The sequence below is a fragment of the Streptomyces sp. NPDC059009 genome, assembly GCF_042740175.1.
GTDB lineage: Bacteria > Actinomycetota > Actinomycetes > Streptomycetales > Streptomycetaceae > Streptomyces.
Genome location: NZ_JBHYJB010000016.1, coordinates 107,603 through 125,405, shown reverse-complemented (window position 1 = coordinate 125,405; position 17,803 = coordinate 107,603). Strand labels below are relative to the sequence as shown.

General features: G+C 72.7%; 17 protein-coding genes. 8 read left to right on the top strand and 9 right to left on the bottom strand.

Going from position 1 to position 17,803, the window contains the following annotated elements; all coding sequences use genetic code 11:
- Window positions 1–159: 159 nt before the first annotated feature.
- From ACFWYM_RS18230 to ACFWYM_RS18215, 4 genes are read right to left on the bottom strand one after another with little or no spacing between them, the layout of a single operon-like run.
- The gene (locus tag ACFWYM_RS18230; protein WP_384837473.1) at window positions 160–765 is read right to left on the bottom strand and encodes a response regulator; all 606 of its coding nucleotides are present in this window, start codon (window positions 763–765) and stop codon (window positions 160–162) included.
- Window positions 762–2,054, bottom strand: coding sequence for a sensor histidine kinase (locus ACFWYM_RS18225; protein WP_384837470.1), 1,293 nt, complete (start codon window positions 2,052–2,054; stop codon window positions 762–764). The genes ACFWYM_RS18230 and ACFWYM_RS18225 overlap by 4 nt, the downstream gene beginning before the upstream one ends.
- A gap of 28 nt (window positions 2,055–2,082) precedes the next feature.
- Entirely contained in the window at window positions 2,083–2,808 is a 726-nt protein-coding gene (locus ACFWYM_RS18220) for an ABC transporter permease (RefSeq protein ID WP_384837467.1), read from the bottom strand.
- The gene (locus ACFWYM_RS18215) at window positions 2,808–3,860 is read right to left on the bottom strand and encodes an ABC transporter ATP-binding protein (RefSeq protein ID WP_384837465.1); all 1,053 of its coding nucleotides are present in this window, start codon (window positions 3,858–3,860) and stop codon (window positions 2,808–2,810) included. Before ACFWYM_RS18215 ends, ACFWYM_RS18220 begins: the two co-directional genes overlap by 1 nt.
- Window positions 3,861–4,133: 273 nt before the next feature.
- On the opposite strand from ACFWYM_RS18215, the gene ACFWYM_RS18210 reads away from it, so the two are divergent.
- From ACFWYM_RS18210 to ACFWYM_RS18200, 3 genes are all read left to right on the top strand, one after another.
- A complete protein-coding gene (locus ACFWYM_RS18210; protein ID WP_384837462.1) occupies window positions 4,134–4,988 on the top strand; it encodes a MaoC/PaaZ C-terminal domain-containing protein in 855 nt (284 codons plus the stop codon).
- A 64-nt stretch (window positions 4,989–5,052) separates the two neighbouring features.
- The gene (locus tag ACFWYM_RS18205; protein ID WP_384837459.1) at window positions 5,053–6,129 is read left to right on the top strand and encodes a Zn-dependent alcohol dehydrogenase; all 1,077 of its coding nucleotides are present in this window, start codon (window positions 5,053–5,055) and stop codon (window positions 6,127–6,129) included.
- Window positions 6,130–6,194: 65 nt separating this feature from the next.
- Window positions 6,195–7,136, top strand: a complete 942-nt coding sequence (locus tag ACFWYM_RS18200; protein ID WP_384837456.1) for a 3-oxoacyl-ACP reductase — start codon at window positions 6,195–6,197, stop codon at window positions 7,134–7,136.
- Window positions 7,137–7,518: 382 nt separating this feature from the next.
- On the opposite strand, the gene ACFWYM_RS18195 is transcribed toward ACFWYM_RS18200, so the two are convergent.
- Window positions 7,519–8,766: a hypothetical protein gene (locus ACFWYM_RS18195; RefSeq protein ID WP_384837453.1), complete on the bottom strand. Its 1,248-nt coding sequence runs from the start codon at window positions 8,764–8,766 to the stop codon at window positions 7,519–7,521.
- Window positions 8,767–9,041: 275 nt separating this feature from the next.
- Between ACFWYM_RS18195 and ACFWYM_RS18190 the strand changes: the two genes are divergently transcribed.
- The 4 genes from ACFWYM_RS18190 to ACFWYM_RS18175 all read left to right on the top strand — a co-directional run bounded on the left by ACFWYM_RS18190 (window position 9,042) and on the right by ACFWYM_RS18175 (window position 13,117).
- Window positions 9,042–10,127, top strand: coding sequence for an ABC transporter substrate-binding protein (locus ACFWYM_RS18190; protein ID WP_384837450.1), 1,086 nt, complete (start codon window positions 9,042–9,044; stop codon window positions 10,125–10,127).
- 174 nt (window positions 10,128–10,301) lie between these two features.
- Window positions 10,302–11,135, top strand: coding sequence for a Nif3-like dinuclear metal center hexameric protein (locus tag ACFWYM_RS18185; protein ID WP_384837448.1), 834 nt, complete (start codon window positions 10,302–10,304; stop codon window positions 11,133–11,135).
- A complete protein-coding gene (locus ACFWYM_RS18180; RefSeq protein ID WP_384837601.1) occupies window positions 11,132–11,875 on the top strand; it encodes a zinc ribbon domain-containing protein in 744 nt (247 codons plus the stop codon). The genes ACFWYM_RS18185 and ACFWYM_RS18180 overlap by 4 nt, the downstream gene beginning before the upstream one ends.
- Window positions 11,876–11,887: 12 nt before the next feature.
- Window positions 11,888–13,117: a bifunctional RNase H/acid phosphatase gene (locus tag ACFWYM_RS18175; RefSeq protein WP_384837445.1), complete on the top strand. Its 1,230-nt coding sequence runs from the start codon at window positions 11,888–11,890 to the stop codon at window positions 13,115–13,117.
- Window positions 13,118–13,140: 23 nt separating this feature from the next.
- Here ACFWYM_RS18175 and eda read toward each other — a convergent pair whose 3' ends face one another.
- Both eda and yaaA read right to left on the bottom strand, forming a co-directional pair.
- Window positions 13,141–13,776, bottom strand: a complete 636-nt coding sequence (gene eda, locus ACFWYM_RS18170) for a bifunctional 4-hydroxy-2-oxoglutarate aldolase/2-dehydro-3-deoxy-phosphogluconate aldolase (protein WP_384837442.1) — start codon at window positions 13,774–13,776, stop codon at window positions 13,141–13,143.
- 87 nt (window positions 13,777–13,863) lie between these two features.
- Window positions 13,864–14,646 carry a peroxide stress protein YaaA gene (yaaA, locus tag ACFWYM_RS18165; RefSeq protein WP_384837439.1) on the bottom strand — a complete coding sequence of 261 codons (783 nt, stop codon included), beginning with the start codon at window positions 14,644–14,646 and terminating at the stop codon, window positions 13,864–13,866.
- 228 nt (window positions 14,647–14,874) lie between these two features.
- Between yaaA and ACFWYM_RS18160 the strand changes: the two genes are divergently transcribed.
- The gene (locus ACFWYM_RS18160) at window positions 14,875–16,323 is read left to right on the top strand and encodes an RNB domain-containing ribonuclease (RefSeq protein WP_384837435.1); all 1,449 of its coding nucleotides are present in this window, start codon (window positions 14,875–14,877) and stop codon (window positions 16,321–16,323) included.
- On the opposite strand, the gene ACFWYM_RS18155 is transcribed toward ACFWYM_RS18160, so the two are convergent.
- Both ACFWYM_RS18155 and ACFWYM_RS18150 read right to left on the bottom strand, forming a co-directional pair.
- The gene (locus ACFWYM_RS18155) at window positions 16,274–16,915 is read right to left on the bottom strand and encodes a hypothetical protein (RefSeq protein ID WP_384837433.1); all 642 of its coding nucleotides are present in this window, start codon (window positions 16,913–16,915) and stop codon (window positions 16,274–16,276) included. The two genes, ACFWYM_RS18160 and ACFWYM_RS18155, sit on opposite strands and share 50 nt — an antisense overlap.
- A 20-nt stretch (window positions 16,916–16,935) precedes the next feature.
- Complete coding sequence (locus ACFWYM_RS18150; protein ID WP_384837430.1) at window positions 16,936–17,718, bottom strand: MerR family transcriptional regulator; 783 nt, start codon at window positions 17,716–17,718, stop codon at window positions 16,936–16,938.
- Window positions 17,719–17,803: the final 85 nt, after the last annotated feature.

The following is a 17,803-nucleotide window of genomic DNA, read 5'->3' as shown; positions in this document are numbered from 1 at the left end:
CTTCCCTCCTTCCCCCTCCCCCCCCAGCCCGTCCGGCGTTTGAGGACGAGGCCGTTCAGGCCGATCGGGGGCAAGGGGCGAAGCCCCAAGAAGAGGGCAGCCCAGGGGCGACGGAGTCGCCGTTTCGGGAAGGGGCGGGCTTGGGGAAGGGAAACGCCCCTACAACCACCCCCGCTGCCGCGCCTCCCGAACCGCCTCCATCCGATTCCGCGTCCCGGTCTTCCCAATGGCCGCCGAGAGATAGTTCCGCACGGTCGACTCCGACAGATGCAGCTTGCCCGCGATGTCGGAGACGGTCGCCCCATCCACAGAAGCCTTCAACACATCGGCTTCCCGCCCCGTCAAGGGACTGGGCCCCGCACTCAACGCCGCCGCAGCCAGCGCCGGATCGATGACGGTCTCACCCCGCAACACCTGCCGAATCGCCTCCGCAAGCTCCTCTACGGGCCCGTCCTTGACGAGGAACCCCACCGCACCGGCCTCCATGGCCCGCCGCAGATACCCGGGCCGGCCGAAGGTCGTGAGGATGAGCACCCGGCACTCGGGACACTCACTTCGCAGGTCGGCCGCCGCGTCGAGCCCACTGCGCCCCGGCAGTTCGATGTCGAGCAGCGCGACATCCGGTCGCGCCGCGAGCGCCGCGTCCACGATCTCGTCGCCCGCCGAGACCTGCGCGACGACCTCGATGTCCTCCTCCAGGCCGAGGAGCAGCGCGAGGGCGCCCCGCATCATGCCCTGATCCTCGGCGAGCAGGACTCTGATCATGGGGCGGGCTCCTCCTGGCCGGGGCCGGTCCCGTCGACCGGCGCTGCGGTGACCTCGGTGACCGGCAGCTCGGCGGTGACCCGGAAGCCCCCGCGCGGCGCGGGGCCCGACTCGAGGGAGCCGCCCGCCGCCGCGAGGCGCTCGGCCAGTCCCTTCAGCCCGCTGCCGGGCGTGCCCGAGCCTACGCCGCGCCCGTCGTCGGTGATCACGAGACGGGTCCGTTCGGTGGTGCCCGCCACCTCGATCTCACAGTGGGAGGCCTTGGAATGACGTACGACATTGGTGGCGCTCTCGCGCACCACCCAGCCGAGCAGGGCGGCCGTCTGCGGGGCGAGCGGCGGCCCCGACTGGCGGACGACCGCCTCGATACCGGCGGCGCCGAGCAGATCGCGGGCCCGGTCGAGTTCGGTGGCGAGGCTGCCCTCGCGGTAGCCGGTGACGGCCTCGCGGATCTCGGTGAGCGCCTGCCGCCCGACGGCCTCGATGTCGGAGACCTGGCCGAGCGCCGCGTCCAGGTCGCGCGGGGCGAGCCGCCGGGTGGCCTCCGCCTTCACGACGATCACCGACAGCGTGTGGCCGAGCAGGTCGTGCAGGTCGCGGGAGAAGCGCAGCCGCTCCTTCTCGACGGCGGTGCGGGCCAACTCCTCGCGGGTATCCCGCAGTTCGCGGACCGTCTCGGAGAGCGCGAGGATCGCGGCGGTCACCATGACGGAGATGAAGGTGCCGTACGCGTATCCGGTGGCGTCCCACCCTTCGTGCACGCCGCCGATGACGCCCGCCGTGGTGGCGAGGCCGAAGGCGGCGGGAACGAGCTGCTTGCCGCGCAGCACCGCGCCCGTGGCGAGCCCGAGGACCGGGAAGAACATCAGGAAGTTGCCGCCGTAGCCGATCCCGAGCGCGCACGTGACGGCCGCCATCAGGGCCAGCACGACCTTCGTGGAGGTCGCTTCCCGTGCCTTCTTGTGGAAGGCACGGAACGCCACATTGACGTAGAGGGAGTTGAAGACCAGCAGGCCGAGGCCCCCGATCCAGGGGTTGGCCGCATCGCCCGAGACGAGGTTCGTGAAGGCGCCCATGCCCATCATCAGCCAGGGCAGCAGGGCGAAGCCGTTGGCCGGGCCCATCTCCTCGGCGCGGGACGAGCGTTCGCACTTCTTCTCGGCGCGGGCCCGTGCGGCCTGTTCCTTGGCGAGGGTCTTGCGCTCCGTCCAGTCGGCCTTCCACTGCCGCCGCTGGCGCCGGTACTCCGACCAGGCACCGGGGGCCTTGGACGTGCCCTTGTCCGTCATCTCTGCTCCTGTCGCGCCCATCGTGCCGTCACACGGTCCGCGCGGCCCGGCGGTAAGAGATCACAGCGTACGAACCGAAGGCCAGCAGCCATAGGGCCAGCACCGCCACCGTGGCCAGGCCGGGCGCGCTGCCGGCGGCCGCCGACCAGCCGAGCTCGCCGAAGCGGTTGGCGGGGGTGTAGCTGCCGAGGGTGCGCAGCCAGTCGGGGAACTGACTGGTGGGGAACCAGAGTCCGCCGATCACCGCGAGCCCCAGGTTGCACGCCACGTTCACCACGCCGGTGGTCTGTGCGGTGAGGCGGTAGCCGTTGCCGATGCCGAGCAGCGTGAAGGGGAGCGAGCCGAGCCAGAGCAGCAGCACGACGGCCGCCCACTGCCAGGCGTCGAGCGCGATGCCGTTGACGAGGACACCGGAGAGGAGCACCGCGATGATCGTGGGCAGGACCGTGACGGAGCCGGACAGCGCCCGGCCGAGCACCACGTCGCGGGGGCGCATCGGGGTGACCCGCAGCTGCCGCAGCCAGCCGTTCGACTTGTCCTCGGCGACCCCGGTCCCGGTGGACAGGGCCGCGCCGAGCGCCCCGTACGCCGCCATGCCGACCATCGACACGGTCTTCCACTCGCCGCTGTTGCCGTCGTCGCCGCCGATGTTGGTGAAGAGGAGGTACATCAGGACGGGCATCCCGATGCCGAAGAGGACGAAGGTGATGTCCCGCAGGGTCCTGCGCACTTCCAGCTTGATGTACTCGAACATCACACGGTCTCCAGATCGGCGCCGGACGGTTCGGAAAGGGACGAAGCAGAGGGAGCAGACGAAGCAGAGGCAGCAGGCGGAGCAGACGAAGCAGACGGAGCAGAGGGAGCGGCGGGGCTCGTCAGGGCGAGGAACGCGTCCTGGAGGGAGGCCGGGGCGACCTCCAGGCCGCGTATTGCGCCGAGCCCGGCCAGCGCGACGACGGTGGCGTCCGAGTCCTCGGTGCGCAGCCGCGCCCGGTCCCCGCGCACCTCCAGGGCGACCACGCCCGGGAGTTGGGCGAGACCTTCGGTGCCGCGGCCCGCGAGGTCGAAGGAGACGAGGCTGCCGCCCCCGGCCCTGCGCAGCTCCTCGCCGCTGCCGTCGGCGACGATCCGGCCCTGGTCGATGACCACGATCCGGTCGGCGTGGGCGTCCGCCTCCTCCAGGTAGTGCGTGGAGAACAGGACGGTGTGGCCGCGCCGGGCGTAGGCCCGCATCGAGGTCCAGAACGCCTGCCGGGCCTCGACGTCGAGGGCGGCGGTGGGCTCGTCGAGCACGATGAGCGCGGGGTCACCGGCGAGGGCGACGGCGAAGCGCACCCGCTGGATCTGGCCACCGGACAGCTTGTCGACGCGGCGCCCGGCGAGTTCGCCGATGCCCGCGAGCCGCAGCGCCTCGTCGACGGGCATGGGCCGCGGGTAGCGCCCGGCGACGAAGGAGACGAGTTCGCGGACGGTGACGCGGCGGGCCGGGGTGCCCTCCTGGAGCATCGCCCCGACGAGCCCGGCGCCGACGGCCTGCCCGGGGGTGCGCCCGAAGAGCCGCACGCTGCCCCGGTCCGGCTCGTCGAGACCGAGGAGGAGGGAGATGGTGGTGGACTTGCCGGCGCCGTTGCGGCCGAGCAGCGCGACGGTCTGGCCGCGCGGAATCTCCAGGTCGACGCCGTCCACGGCGCGCACGGGCCCGAAGTGCTTCACGGCCCCGGCGAAGGCGACGGCCACCCCGGTGGCCCCGGTCGCCCTGGTGTCCCCGGCCACCTCGGCCGTCCCGCTCTCTGCTGTCTTCGTCATGGCTATGACGCTACGAAGAGGAGGTGTCCGCGCGGCAGATGCGGATATCCGGACTCGGCCAGGACAAATGTCACCGCTCAGGCGGCAGAAGACCGGATCTGACGTAACGTCAGCAGTCTTCCCAACTCCCCTGTGCTGGGCTATACATGGGGACACCCGGCCCTAGAACGCGTTCTAGAACGGACGGTTCGGCCGGTCGCAAGCGACCTCGGTGCGGCCGACGGTGCGGACGGTCGCGCCGAGGTCTTCGTTCAGCCAAGGAGCAGATGCCGAATGCCCATCGATGCCGCCAAGGCCGTCGCCGCCGAGCCCCGGTCCGCCGAGATCAGCTGGGATCACAAGGACATCCAGCTCTACCACCTGGGCCTCGGCGCGGGCGTGCCCGCCACCGACCCCGACGAGCTGCGCTACACCCTCGAGTCCAAGCTGCACGTCCTGCCCAGCTTCGCCACCGTCGCGGGCGCCGGGATGGGCGTCGTCGGCGGGCTCTCCGCACCCGGCGTCGAGGTCAACCTGGCCGCCGTCCTGCACGGCGGCCAGACCATCGAGCTGCACCGGCCGATCCCCGTCAAGGGCAAGGCCACCACCACCTCCCGGGTCGCGGCGGTCTACGACAAGGGCAAGGCGGCGATCCTCGTCCTGCGCACCGAAGTGGCGGACGCCGAGGGCCCGTTGTGGACGAGCGACGCCCAGATCTTCGTGCGCGGCGAGGGCGGCTTCGGCGGCGACCGCGGCCCCTCCACCCGACTGGAGGCCCCGACGGGCGCCCCCGACAAGACGATCGAGCGGCCCATCCGCGAGGACCAGGCGCTGCTCTACCGGCTCTCCGGGGACTGGAACCCGCTGCACGCCGACCCCGAGTTCGCCAAGCTCGCGGGCTTCGACCGGCCGATCCTGCACGGCCTGTGCAGCTACGGGATGACGCTGAAGGCCGTCGTGGACACCGTGCTCGGCGGCGACGTCTCGCGTGTGACCTCCTACAGCACACGCTTCGCCGGGATCGTCTTCCCCGGCGAGACCCTGCGCATCGCCCTGTGGGAGTCGCCGGGCCGCGTCCAGGTCAGCGTCACGGCCGTCGAGCGGGACGACGCACCGGTCCTCGCCGACACCCTCGTCCTGCACAACTAGCCAGCCCAGTAAGGACAACCAGGCACGACCCGGTCAGGACCTTGCCGAAAGGAGCCGCACCGTCATGCGCGCAGCCGTACTGCATGAGATAGGCCAGGACAAGCTCGAAGTCCTCGACGACGTGGAGGCGGTGGGCTTCGGCCCCGGCAAGGTCAGGATCCGCGTCCGGGCCACCGGACTGTGCCACTCCGACGTCTCCGCGATGAACGGGGTGCTGCCGCAGCCCGCCCCCTTCATCCCCGGCCACGAGGGCGCGGGCGAGATCATCGACGTGGGCGACGGCGTCACCCACGTCAAGCAGGGCGACCGGGTCCTGGTCTGCTGGCTGCCCGCGTGCGGACAGTGCCCGGCCTGCAAGCGCGGCCAGACCCAGCTGTGCCTGGCCGGGTTCATGAACGCGGGCACGCCCAACTTCAAGCGCCCCGGCGGGGACGTCTTCGGCTTCGCCGGTACGGGCACGTTCACGGAGGAGGTCGTGGTCGACGCGGGCTGCGCCGTGCCGATCCCCGAGGACGTGCCCTTCGACATCGCGGCCCTGATCGGCTGCGGTGTCACGACGGGCCTCGGTGCGGCCATCAACACCGCGGACGTCAGGGCGGGTTCGTCGGTCGCCGTCATCGGCTGCGGCGGCGTCGGCATCTCGGCGATCCAGGGAGCCCGGCTCAAGGGCGCCGCGCAGATCGTCGCCGTCGACCCGGTCGAGTCCCGGCGCGAGGCGGCCCTCCGCTTCGGTGCGTCGGAGGCGGTGGCCCCCGACGCCCTGGACGACGCCAAGCAGCGGATCACCGGCGGCGAGGGCTTCGACTACGTCTTCGAGGTCGTCGGCAAGTCCGCCACGGCCCGCACGGCATACGAGAAGACACGGCGCGGCGGCACGCTGTGCGTCGTCGGCGCGGGCGCGCTCGACGACTTCTTCCAGGTCAACATGTTCGAGCTGTTCTTCGACGAGAAGAAGATCCTGCCGTCCATGTACGGCGGGGGAGACGTGCTCGAGTCGTACGAGCGGGCGATCGCGCTGTGGCGCGCGGGCCGCATCGACCTGGAGGGCCTCATCACGCACCGGGTGCCGCTCGCGGAGATCAACGAGGCCCTCGACCAGATGCGGACGGGCGTGGCGCTGCGCACGTGCATCGAGATCTGAACCGCGGAGATCTGAACCGCGGAGATCTGCACCACCCGTACCTGTAGAGCGTTGAAGGGACTTTGATGTCACTGCCACTTGACGGCCTGTCCGCGATCGTCACCGGCGCGGGCCGCGGACTCGGCCGTGCCGAGGCCCTCGAACTCGCCCGGCTCGGCGCGAGCGTCGTCGTCAACGACTTCGGCCAGCCGGGCCGGGACGGCTCCGGCGAGGCGTCGGCGGGCCCCGCAGAGGAGGTCGCCGCCGAGATCCGGGCGGCGGGCGGCCAGGCCGTCGCCCACACCGGAGACGTCGCGGACCACGAACAGGCCCGCGGACTCGTCCAGTCGGCGATCGACACGTACGGAAAGCTCGACATCCTCGTCAACAACGCGGGCATCCTGCGGGACCGGATGATCTTCTCGATGAGCGAGTCCGAGTGGGACTCGGTCATCCACGTCCACCTCAAGGGCCACTTCAACACGGTGCACTTCGCGTCCGTGCACTGGCGCGAGCGCTCCAAGGCGGCGGGCGCCCCGGTGTACGGCCGGATCGTCAACACCTCCTCGGAGGCGTTCCTGGCGGGCTCGGCGGGCCAGCCGAACTATGCGGCGGCCAAGGGCGGCATCGTCGGCCTCACCACCTCCACGGCGCTGGCCCTCGCCAAGTACGGCGTGACGTCCAACGCGATCTGCCCACGGGCGCGTACACGGATGACGGAGGACGTGTTCGCGGGGTTCGCGGAGCCGGGCGAGGGCCGGCTTGACCCGCTGGCTCCCGAACATGTCGCCCCGCTCGTCGGGTACTTGGCCTCACCGGCGGCGGCAGGGGTGAACGGGCAGCTGCTCGTGGTGCACGGCGGGATGGTGGCGGTGGTCGAACGCCCCAAGGTGAGCGCGAAGTTCGACTCCGCGAAGGAGACGTTCACGTTCGAGGAACTGGACGAGGTGCTGACCCCGCACTACGCGGAGCGCCCGGCGAACGAGACGTTCGCGGCGGCGGAGGTGCTCGGCCTGAAGAAGGGCTGACCAAACGCCGGACGGGCTGAGATGCCCCCGGCCGAGGCCGAGCACACCCAGCCCGTCCGGCGTTTGAGGACGAGCCCTTGGGGCGATATCGGGTGCCCCAGGGGCGACGGAGTCGCCGTTTCGGGAAGGGGTGGGACTGTGGAAAGCGAAAAAACCGGCTTCAGCCGTTCTGACGGCGATGCCGCCCCCGTGGCGTGCTCTCCCCGTCGTGGGAGGCCGACGCACCCCGATGCCGCCCGGACCCCGCGGCGACGGCCGCCCTCGGGTCCTGCCGCTCACCGTCCCCGCCGTCCCTGTCCCTCTCGGTCCCCGTCTCTGTACTGGTGTCCGTCATCACAAAAACTCACCCCGTAACAAGATCCTTCGGCACAGCCGGGCGAGTCTAACCGCCCGCCCCCCGACCGGCGAGCGGCGCCTGCCCCAACGGCACCGGCCGCGGCGCCGTCGGCGTCGGGGGCACCGCCCGCACCCGCACGGCCGGTTCCACGGGCGCGGGCACCGTCACCCGCGCCACCCCGCAGGGCGCCCCCTCCGTGGCGTACGGAAGGTGCAGCACCCCCTCCCGCGACCAGTAGCCACACCCTCTCAACCACCCTTCGGGCGAGGCGAGTTGACGCACTGTCCGCTCGCTGGGGCGCCACAGCCCGAGCCACGCCCCCGCTCCCTCCGTCCCCTCCGCCGTCCCGCTCATCCGTATCGCAAGCGCCACTCCGCAGCTCTCCGGCATCAGCATCTGCCCCGGCTGGATCGCGAACGGAGTGGCCGTCAGGTCCGGCAGGCGCAGGGAGTCGGGGAAGCGGACGGGCAGGGAGCTGCCCAACACGCCCCAGCCGAGCCGGGGTTGGCCCGGCGCGTCGGAGCGGATGAGGAGCAGTCCGCTGTCCGCGTCGGCGAGCAGCAGCCGGTCGTCGCTCTCCTCCGAGATCTGGAGGAGCGGGGAGACCTCGCCGCCGCGCTCCAGGTCGACGGCGACCGTCTTCGTCCGGCCGTCCAACTCCCGGTCCAGGGCGAGCAGTCGACCCGCGCGGTCCAGCCACACCCCGCCGGAGCAGCGCCCGGGAACCTCGGCGACATGCTCGGGCCCGAAGGCGCCGCCCGCCACGAGCCAGACGGCGGACGACCGTTCGCCCGCCGCGACGGCATACGCGTGGGTGCCGCCGGGCGCGGGCGGCAGCAGCCGCAGCGACTCGCCGTCCGGGCACTCCACGGCGCCGAGCGGCACCTCACCGGTCGCCGAACCGGTCGCCGAACCGGTCGCCGAACCGGTCCCCGACCCTCCGGGTTCGGGCGCCCGGCCCGTCGGGTACAGCAGTGTGAACGTGTGCCGTCCGTCCGTACGCCGGTGGATGAGCACCCGTCCGTCGCCCATGGCCTGCACCTCCGTGCCGGGCTCCTCGGGCTGGCCGCCGGGGAGGGCGACCGCGTAGGGCTCGGGCGAGTCCAGGGTCCAGCGTTCCGGGAACCAGGCGTCGCCCGTGCCCTGCGCGCGGGTGAGCCGGGCGGCGTACGACCCGTCGGCGGTGAGGGTGAGGCCCGGTGCCGGGGACACCGGGGGTGCCGGGGACACCGGGGGTGCCGTGGGCGGTGCGGGGGAAACCGGGGTCACCTTGATCGTCGTCGGCGCTGTCATCTGTGGGAGCCACCTCCGGCGTCGAAGCTAGTTTTCGTACGCACTCACGTGGCACCGCCCGCCATCGGCTTCACGCATAAGGGTGGCGATGTACGGGTTCGCCTGAGCAACGAGGGGTGGTTGTGCTGAGCGGGGGCGAGGCGCTTAAAGTAAGGCGGACCTAAGTAAGTGGGTCGCCTGTGTCTCTCGCGGATCCCTCGCGAACCCTCGCGACCCCCGCGATCCCTCGCGGATCCCCCGCGACCCCGCGCGCCCGCCGTACCCCTGGAGCACCGATGTCCCCGTCGTCCATACGCAGCCGTAGCAGCCGCAGCCGCAGCCGCAGCCACCGCGGCACCGCCGCCGTCGCCCTCGCCGTGACCGCGGCCCTGTCGCTCGCGGCCTGCGGCGCGGCGGACTCCGACGGCTCCGGGAAGTCCGGCGACGGCAGCGGCAGCAAGGCCGTGGCGCAAGGCGGCGAGGACTTCGCCAAGGCCGCCGACCAGACCGCGAAGATGGGCACCAAGGCCGAGCCGGGCCGGTTCCCGCGCACCATCGAGCACGCCCGCGGCAAGACCGAGCTCAAGTCCGCGCCGAAGCGCGTCGTGGTCCTCGACGTCGGCGAGCTCGACAACGCCGTCTCGCTCGGAGTGAAGCCCGTCGGCTACGCCCCGACCGAGGGCGACGACGGCGTCCCCGGCTACCTGAAGAAGGCGGCCGGGAACCCGAAGAACGTCGGCACGATCAACTCCCTCAACCTGGAGGCGATCGCGAACCTCAAGCCCGACCTGATCCTCGGCAGCGAGCTGCGCGCCGCCAAGCTCTACCCGCAGCTCTCCAAGATCGCCCCGACGGTCTTCTCCATCCGCCCCGGCTTCACGTGGAAGGAGAACTACCTCCTGAACGCGGCCGCCCTCGACAAGACCGCCGAGGCGAAGCAGAACCTGGCTGCGTACGAGAAGAAGGCGAAGCGGCTCGGCGAGGACGTCGCGCGGCAGGACGGCGGCAAAAAGCCGACCGTCACGATGCTCCGCTACATGCCGGACCGCACCCGCCTCTACGCCAAGGCGTCCTTCATCGGCACGATCCTCGACGACGCGGGCCTGCCCCGCCCCAAGAACCAGCAGGTCAACGACCTCGCCACGGAGATCAGCCCGGAGAAGATCGACGAGGCCGACGCCGACTGGATCTTCACCGGCGTCTACGGCGACGCCCAGAAGACCGGCCGCTCCGAGGCCGAGAAGAACCCGCTGTGGAAGAAGCTCGGCGCGGTCGAGGACGGCCGGGCGAAGAACGTCCCGGACGAGACCTGGTACCTGGGCCTCGGCGTCACGGCGGCCGACTCCGTCCTGGACGACCTGCGCGGCTTCCTCGTGAAGTAGCCGGAGGTAGCCGGGAGCAGCCGGAAGTAGCCGGAAGTAGCCGGAGGTAGCCGGAAGCAGCCGGAGGTGCTGGGCGCAGCCGGAGGTGGCTGGGAGCGCCGGGAGCTGCCCGCCCGGCAGTCGGGGCGGGCATCCCTGGCCAGAGCAGCGGGGCACGCAGGTAACCTTTCCTGCGTGCCCCGTCTGTCTGAAGTCATCGCCGAACTCGACGCCCTGTGGCCCCCTGAGCGGGCCGAGCAGTGGGACGCGGTCGGCACGGTCTGCGGCGACCCGGACGCCGGGGTCTCCCGGGTCCTGTTCGCCGTCGACCCGGTCCAGGAGATCGCCGACGAGGCGGTCCGCCTGGGCGCCGACCTGATCGTCACGCACCACCCGCTCTATCTGCGCGGCACGACGACCGTGGCGGCCACGACCTTCAAGGGCCGGGTCGTCCACGACCTGATCAAGCACGACATCGCGCTGCACGTCGCGCACACCAACGCCGACACCGCCGACCCCGGAGTCTCCGACGCCCTCGCGGGCGCGCTCGACCTGCGGGTCGTCGGACCCCTCGTACCGGAAAACGGCCTCGGCCGGATCTGCGAGCTCGACCACCCGCAGACCCTGCGGGAGTTCGCCGAGCGCGCCGCGAAGCGGCTGCCCGCCACCGCGCAGGGCATCCGGGTCGCCGGCGACCCGGACGCGGTCGTGCACCGCGTCGCGGTGAGCGGCGGCTCCGGCGACAGCCTCTTCGACGCGGTGCGTGCCGCGGGCGTCGACGCGTTCCTCACCGCCGACCTACGCCACCACCCGGTGTCCGAAGCCACCCAGCACTCACCGCTCGGCCTCATCGACGCCGCCCACTGGGCGACCGAGTGGCCCTGGTGCGAGCTGGCCGCCGCCCAGCTCGACGAGATTTCCGACCGCCACGGCTGGGACCTCCGCGTCCACGTCTCGAAGACGGTCACCGACCCCTGGACCGCCCACGCGGCGTCCTCGACCTACACATCCTCTGGAGCCCCCAACTGAACGCCGCGCCCGCCGACCAGATCCGACTCCTCGACGTCCAGGCCCTCGACGTACGCCTGACGCAGCTCGCGCACAAGAAGAAGTCGCTGCCCGAGCACACCGAGATCGAGTCGCTCACCAAGGACCTCACCCAGCTGCGCGACCTGCTCGTCGCCGCGCAGACCGAGGAGGGCGACTGCGCCCGCGAGCAGACCAAGGCCGAGCAGGACGTGGACCAGGTGCGCCAGCGCGCCGCCCGCGACCAGCAGCGCCTGGACTCGGGTGCCGTCACGTCCCCCAAGGACCTGGAGAACCTGCAGAAGGAGATCGCCTCCCTCGCCAAGCGCCAGGGCGACCTGGAGGACGTGGTCCTCGAGGTCATGGAGCGCCGCGAGTCCGCGCAGGAGCGGGTCGCCGAGCTGACGGAGCGCGTCTCCTCGGTCCAGTCGAAGATCGACGACGCGACGGGCCGCAGGGACACCGCCGCCGAGGAGCTCGACGGCGAGACGGCCACGGTCGGCAAGGAGCGCGAGGTCGTGGCCGGCGCGATCCCGGCCGACCTGCTGAAGCTCTACGACAAGCTGCGCGCGCAGCACGGCGGCGTCGGTGCGGCCAAGCTCTTCCAGCGCCGCTGCGAGGGCTGCCGCCTGGAGCTCAACATCACCGAGGTCAACGAGGTGAAGGCGGCCTCCCCGGACACGGTCCTGCGCTGCGAGAACTGCCGCCGCATCCTGGTGCGCACGTCCGAGTCGGGCCTGTAAGGACCCCCGCGCATGGGCGAGTTCATCGTCGAGGCCGACGGCGGCTCCCGGGGCAACCCGGGGCCCGCGGGCTACGGCTCGGTCGTGATCGACGCGGCCTCCGGGGAGACCCTGGTGGAGGCCGCGGAGTACATCGGTGTCGCGACGAACAACGTCGCTGAGTACCGCGGCCTGGTGGCCGGTCTCCGGGCGGCCCACGCGCTCGACCCGGACGCCACGGTGCACGTCCGGATGGACTCGAAGCTGGTCGTCGAGCAGATGTCGGGCCGCTGGCAGATCAAGCACCCGGACATGAAGCCCCTGGCGGCGGAGGCGGCCCGCGTCTTCCCGCCGGACCACGTCACGTACGAGTGGATCCCGCGCAAGCAGAACAAGCACGCGGACCGGCTCGCGAACGAGGCGATGGACGCGGGGAAGCGAGGGGAGCAGTGGTCTCCCTCGGCTTCGACGGCTGAGCTCGACGCCGACGCCCGCGCTGCCACGAACGTCGGCACCGGCACAGGTACCGGGACCGGCACAGGTACCGGGACCGCCCCGTCCGTCGGCTGGGCAGCCCCTGACCTCGGCGCCCCAGCCACCCTCGTGCTCCTCCGCCACGGCGAGACCGCGCTCACGCCCGAGAAGCGGTTCTCGGGCAGCGGCGGCAGCGACCCCGCCCTGTCGGACATCGGCCGCGGGCAGGCCGAGCGGGTGGCGGCCGCGCTCGCCGCGCGAGCGGAAGGTGCGGCGTGGAACGCCTCGGTTGAGGGCGGTGGTGGGAGACGGGCGGGCACCGTGCAGGCCGTCGTGACCTCGCCGCTGCGCCGTTGCCGGGAGACCGCGCAGGCCGTCGCCGCCCGGCTCGGACTCGACGTACGGGTCGAAGAGGGCCTGCGCGAAACGGACTTCGGGGCGTGGGAGGGGCTGACCTTCGGCGAGGTCAGGGAGCGCTACCCGGACGACCTGAACGCCTGGCTCGGCTCGGCGAAGGCCGCGCCCACAGGCGGCGGCGAGAGCTTCGCGGCGGTGTCCCGCCGGGTCGCTGCGGCGCGCGAACGGCTCGTCGCGGAGTACGCGGGGCGCACGGCCCTGCTCGTCACGCACGTCACGCCGATCAAGACGCTGGTCCGGCTCGCGCTCGGGGCGCCGCCGGAGTCCCTGTTCCGGATGGAGCTCTCGGCGGCTTCGCTGTCGGTGGTGGCGTACTACGGGGACGGGAACGCGAGCGTGCGGCTGCTGAACGAGACGGCGCACCTGCGCTGAGCCGAGGGGTACTCGGGGCGACTCTAGCGCCCCAAGTTCGCTGCCTCGCGGGCCAGTTCCGCCACGCGGGCCCAGTCCTTCGCCGTCACCGCGTCCTTCGGGAGCATCCAACTGCCGCCCACGCAGCCGACGTTGGGGAGGGCGAGGTACGAGGGGGCGGACGCGAGGTTCACGCCGCCCGTCGGGCAGAAGCGGGCCTGGGGGAGCGGGCCGCCGAGGGACTTCAGATACGGGACGCCGCCCGCGGCCTCCGCCGGGAAGAACTTCATCTCGCGCACCCCGCGCTCCAGGAGCGCCACGACCTCCGACGTCGTGGAGACCCCCGGCAGGAAGGGGACCCGGGAGCCCTTCATCGCGTCCAGGAGCGTGTCCGTCCAGCCGGGGCTCACCAGGAAGCGGGCCCCAGCGGCCACCGAGTCGGCGACGTTCTGCGGGCTGATGACGGTGCCCGCGCCGACCACGGCCTCCGGTACCTCGTCCGCGATGGCCCGGATCGCGGCGAGCGCGGCCGGCGTCCGCAGCGTCACCTCGATCGCGGGCAGCCCGCCCGCGACCAGCGCCCGCGCCAGCGGCACGGCGTCGGCGACGTCCTCCACGACGACGACGGGAACGACGGGGGCGAGATCGAGCACGGAGGGCACAGGCGCGGAGGAAGTCATGCCGTCATCCTGCCCCGGCGCTCACAGCATGCGCAAAGGGCGTTGCGCAGCACGCAACGCCCTTTCGCGGGGATTCGTGGAGAGGGTTCAGTGGATCTCGTCCACCAGGACGTCCAGGCTCCACGCCCGGCCCGCCTTCGCGGGCGCCTCGACCTCCACCTCGTAGCCCAAGTCCCGCAGCGCGTCGACGAGTTCGGCGGGGTCGCGCGGCACGGCGCCCGCGCTCAGCAGGGACCGGACGATGCGCCCCTTGGTGGCCTTGTTGAAGTGGCTGACCACCTTGCGGGTCGGCGCGTGCAGCACTCGCACCGTCGCGGTCCGCCCGGCCACCTCGCCCTTCGGCTTCCACGCGGCCGCGTACGCCGAGGAGCGCAGGTCGAGCACGAGCCCGTCGCCCGCCGCGTCGGGCATGACCGCGGCCATCGGCGTCCGCCAGTACGCGCCGAGCGCCCCGAGCCCCGGCAGCTTCACCCCCATCGAGCAGCGGTACGAGGGGATGCGGTCGGCCACGCCGACGGCGCCCCACAGCCCGGAGAACACCAGGAGGGACCGGGCCGCGCGGCGCTTGGCGGCGGCGTCGAGGGAGGCCAGGTCGAGGGCGTCGTAGAGCACACCCGTGTAGATCTCCCCGGCGGGCCGCGCGCCCGCCGTGCGCAGCTCCGTGTTCTTCGCGACCTCGCCGCGCAGTCCCTCGCTGAGCCCGAGCACCTCGCGCGCCTTCTCCTCGTCGGCGGCGCACAGCTCCACCAGCTCGTCCAGGACCGCCGCCCGCGCCTCGGCGAGCCCCGGCAGCGAGAGCGACTCCGCCTTGAGCGGGGCGCCGCGGCCGGAGGCGGCCTTGCCTTCGGAGGGCGGCAGCAGCGTGAGCACGTGGTTCTCCTTCTACGGGGGGTGGGTGGGCGTGCGGGCCCCTGGTCACCTTACGTGGGGCGCCCTCACGGGGGCTTCGCCCCCGGACCCCCTGCACCGCCCCCGGACCCCCTTCATCGGCCTGAACGGCCTCGTCCTCAAACTCCCCCAAGCTCTTGAGGAGCAGGGGGACCCCCTTGACGGGCCGTCGGCGTGCCGCCCGCCCCACCCCGACCTACGCTCGGTCTCATGCCCCGCCGCCACCTCCACGTCACCGCCGCAGCCGAGACCGCCCCGCTCCGCGACGCCCTGCGTGAGCTGCGGACGAGCCTCGAGGTCCCCGACGACTTCCCCGCGGACGTGCTCGCCGAGGCGGAGGCCGCCGCCAAGGCACCCCGGCTGCCCGGCCACGACGCCACGGACCTGCCGCTCTTCACCATCGACCCGCCCACCTCGGTCGACCTGGACCAGGCGATGCACCTGGCGCGGCGCGCGGACGGCGGCTACCGCGTGCACTACGCCATCGCCGATGTGGCGGCCTTCGTGACACCCGGCGGCGCCCTCGACGCCGAGGCCCACCGCCGTGTCCTCACCCTCTACTTCCCCGACGGCAAGGTCCCCCTCCACCCGGCCCTCCTCTCCGAGGGCGCCGCCAGCCTCCTCCCCGACCAGGTCGCGCCCGCCGTCCTGTGGCGCATCGACCTGGACGCCGACGGGCGCCGCGTCGCCACCGACGTGCGCCGCGCCCTCGTGCGCAGCCGGGCCAAGCTCGACTACGCGGGCGTGCAGCGGCAGATCGACGAGGGCACCGCCCCCGAAGCCCTCGCGCTCCTCAAGGACATCGGGGAGCTGCGCGAGCGCCTCGAAGTGGAGCGTGGCGGCATCTCCCTGAACGTCCCCGAGCAGGAGATCGTGGCCAGCGGCGACGGCTCGTACAGCCTCGAATACCGCGCTCCACTGCCCGCCGACGGCTGGAACGCGCAGATCTCCCTGCTCACCGGCATGGCCGCCGCCGACCTCATGACCGCGGCCGGCACCGGCATCCTGCGCACCCTGCCCGTCGCACCCGGCGGGGCGGTCGCCCGGCTGCGCCGCTGCGCGAAGGCCCTCGGCGTCGACTGGCCGCACCACGTCCCGTACGCGGAGGTGGTGCGCTCCCTCGACCCGGCCAACACCCGGCACGCCGCCTTCCTCCAGGAGTGCACGACGCTGCTGCGCGGCGCGGGCTACACCGTCTTCACCGACGGGAAGATCCCCGAGCAGACCGTGCACGCCGCCGTCGCCGACGAGTACACGCACTGCACCGCGCCGCTGCGCCGCCTCGTCGACCGGTACGCGAGCGAGCTGTGCGTCGCGGCGGTCGCGGGGGAGGAGCCGCCGGAGTGGGTGCGCGCCGCCCTCGACTCGCTCCCCAAGGAGATGGCGGACGGCTCGCGGCGCGCGGGCACCGTGGAGCGCGAGTCCGTCGACATCGTGGAGGCGGCGCTGCTCAAGGACCGGGTCGGCGAGATCTTCGACGCGACGGTCATCGAGGTGAAGGAGCACGAACCGGCCGTCGGCACCGTGCACGTCCAGGACCCGGCGGTGGTCGCCCGCATCTCCGGCGGCACCTCGAAGCTCCCGCTCGGCGAGCGCCTGCGGGTCCGGCTCACGCAGGCTGATCCGCTGACGTCGAAGGTCCAGTTCGCGCCCGCCTGAGCGCGGCCACGAGCCCGGCCGGGTCGTCGGCGTGCAGCCGCACGGTGCGGGCGGTGCCACGGCGCCCCAACGTCCGTACGAATTCCAGGGGTTGGTCGAGTTCCACGGTGACCGTCGTCTGGCCGCCCACCACCACGTCGAGGACCCCGTCGGCGCTCAGCTGCACATGTCCGCCCTCCGGGTAGCGGCGCTCCACACGCGCGTCGCACACGCCCCCGGCCGGTATCCGCACATCGAGGAACTGCCCGTACCGCACCCTCAACGAGCCGTCGGCGCCCGCCACATGAGGCCGCGTCACACACGCGGCGTGCAGCGCGACGATCTGCACCACGGTGTAGGCGTCCAGGAACAGCAGGGCCGCGTGCACGACGGGCCAGGGGATGAGCACGGCCAGAACCACCGTCTCGACGACCGCCGCGAAGGCGAGCCCGAAGAGCATGGCGGTCTGCGGCCCGGTGTACGGGGCGGCGAGCGCGCCGTCACCGGCCGTTCGCACCCCGTGCCGCCGCCGCGCCACCCAGAGCCCGAGGCTGTGCAGCCCGCGCAGCTCATGGACGGCGAGCCGCAGCACCACCCGCATGGTGCCGCCCAAGGTCCTCCGCACCCCCCGCTTCACGGCCGCTCCCGCAGCCGGGCCGCGAGGGCGTCCAGCATGATCCGTACGGCGGCGGCCTGCGCGGGCGCGAAGTCGGCGAGGAACGCCTCCCCGAACCCGCTCTCCAGCCCCTCCCGCACCCCTTCCTCCTGACCGATGACCCCGAGCAGCCCGTCCGGCACGCTCGCGGCGAGCTCGGCCCCGAGCGCCGCGACCCGTGGATCACGGGAATCGGCGTCGGCCAGCTCATCGAGCCGCCGATACAACTCCCCGAACCGTGCCGTGAGTTCAGGGTTCTCGGCGAGCGGGGCGAGGGCCGCGTAGAGCCGGTCGCGCTGTTCCGGGTCGGCGGCGGTGTCGAGCAGTGTCAGATGCTCGCGGTCCTTGGCGGCGGTGGGGGAGTCGGTGGACCCGAAGGCGCCGAGCAGTTCGGCGAGCCCCGGCGACACGGGCCCGTCGGCGGGCAGCCGCCCGTCCCGCGCCTCCTCCAGGAGCACACGCAGCCGCTCCCGCCGCTCCTGGATCGCCCGCTCCTGCCGGGCCAGGTCCTCGTCCAACTCGCCCAGGACCTCGGCGAGTTCGCGCCCGGCGTCGTCCGCGAGCACGTCCCGCACCTCGTCGAGGCCGAGTCCGAGCTCGGTGAGCCGCCGGATCCGCGCGAGCGCGAGGGCGTCGCGCACCCCGTAGTCCCGGTATCCGTTGGGCCGCCGCTCGGGCTCGGGCAGGAGCCCGAGGTGGTGATAGTGCCTGATGGCCCGCGTGGTCACGCCGACGACCCGGGCGATCTCTCCGATCCGCATGGCTTCAGTAGAAACGTTGACGCTGCGGCAAGGTCAAGCGCCGTCCCGCCGGGGCGGCGGATCCCGTGAGCCGAGCACCCCTTGA

Excerpts from the sequence above, each read along its gene's own strand:
- ACFWYM_RS18230 (WP_384837473.1), bottom strand. The coding sequence starts at position 765 with ATGATCAGAGTCCTGCTCGCCGAGGATCAGGGCATGATGCGGGGCGCC.
- ACFWYM_RS18225 (WP_384837470.1), bottom strand. The coding sequence starts at position 2,054 with ATGACGGACAAGGGCACGTCCAAGGCCCCCGGTGCCTGGTCGGAGTAC.
- ACFWYM_RS18220 (WP_384837467.1), bottom strand. The coding sequence starts at position 2,808 with ATGTTCGAGTACATCAAGCTGGAAGTGCGCAGGACCCTGCGGGACATC.
- ACFWYM_RS18215 (WP_384837465.1), bottom strand. The coding sequence starts at position 3,860 with ATGACGAAGACAGCAGAGAGCGGGACGGCCGAGGTGGCCGGGGACACC.
- ACFWYM_RS18210 (WP_384837462.1), top strand. The coding sequence starts at position 4,134 with ATGCCCATCGATGCCGCCAAGGCCGTCGCCGCCGAGCCCCGGTCCGCC.
- ACFWYM_RS18205 (WP_384837459.1), top strand. The coding sequence starts at position 5,053 with ATGCGCGCAGCCGTACTGCATGAGATAGGCCAGGACAAGCTCGAAGTC.
- ACFWYM_RS18200 (WP_384837456.1), top strand. The coding sequence starts at position 6,195 with ATGTCACTGCCACTTGACGGCCTGTCCGCGATCGTCACCGGCGCGGGC.
- ACFWYM_RS18195 (WP_384837453.1), bottom strand. The coding sequence starts at position 8,766 with ATGACAGCGCCGACGACGATCAAGGTGACCCCGGTTTCCCCCGCACCG.
- ACFWYM_RS18190 (WP_384837450.1), top strand. The coding sequence starts at position 9,042 with ATGTCCCCGTCGTCCATACGCAGCCGTAGCAGCCGCAGCCGCAGCCGC.
- ACFWYM_RS18175 (WP_384837445.1), top strand. The coding sequence starts at position 11,888 with ATGGGCGAGTTCATCGTCGAGGCCGACGGCGGCTCCCGGGGCAACCCG.
- eda (WP_384837442.1), bottom strand. The coding sequence starts at position 13,776 with ATGACTTCCTCCGCGCCTGTGCCCTCCGTGCTCGATCTCGCCCCCGTC.
- ACFWYM_RS18160 (WP_384837435.1), top strand. The coding sequence starts at position 14,875 with ATGCCCCGCCGCCACCTCCACGTCACCGCCGCAGCCGAGACCGCCCCG.
- ACFWYM_RS18150 (WP_384837430.1), bottom strand. The coding sequence starts at position 17,718 with ATGCGGATCGGAGAGATCGCCCGGGTCGTCGGCGTGACCACGCGGGCC.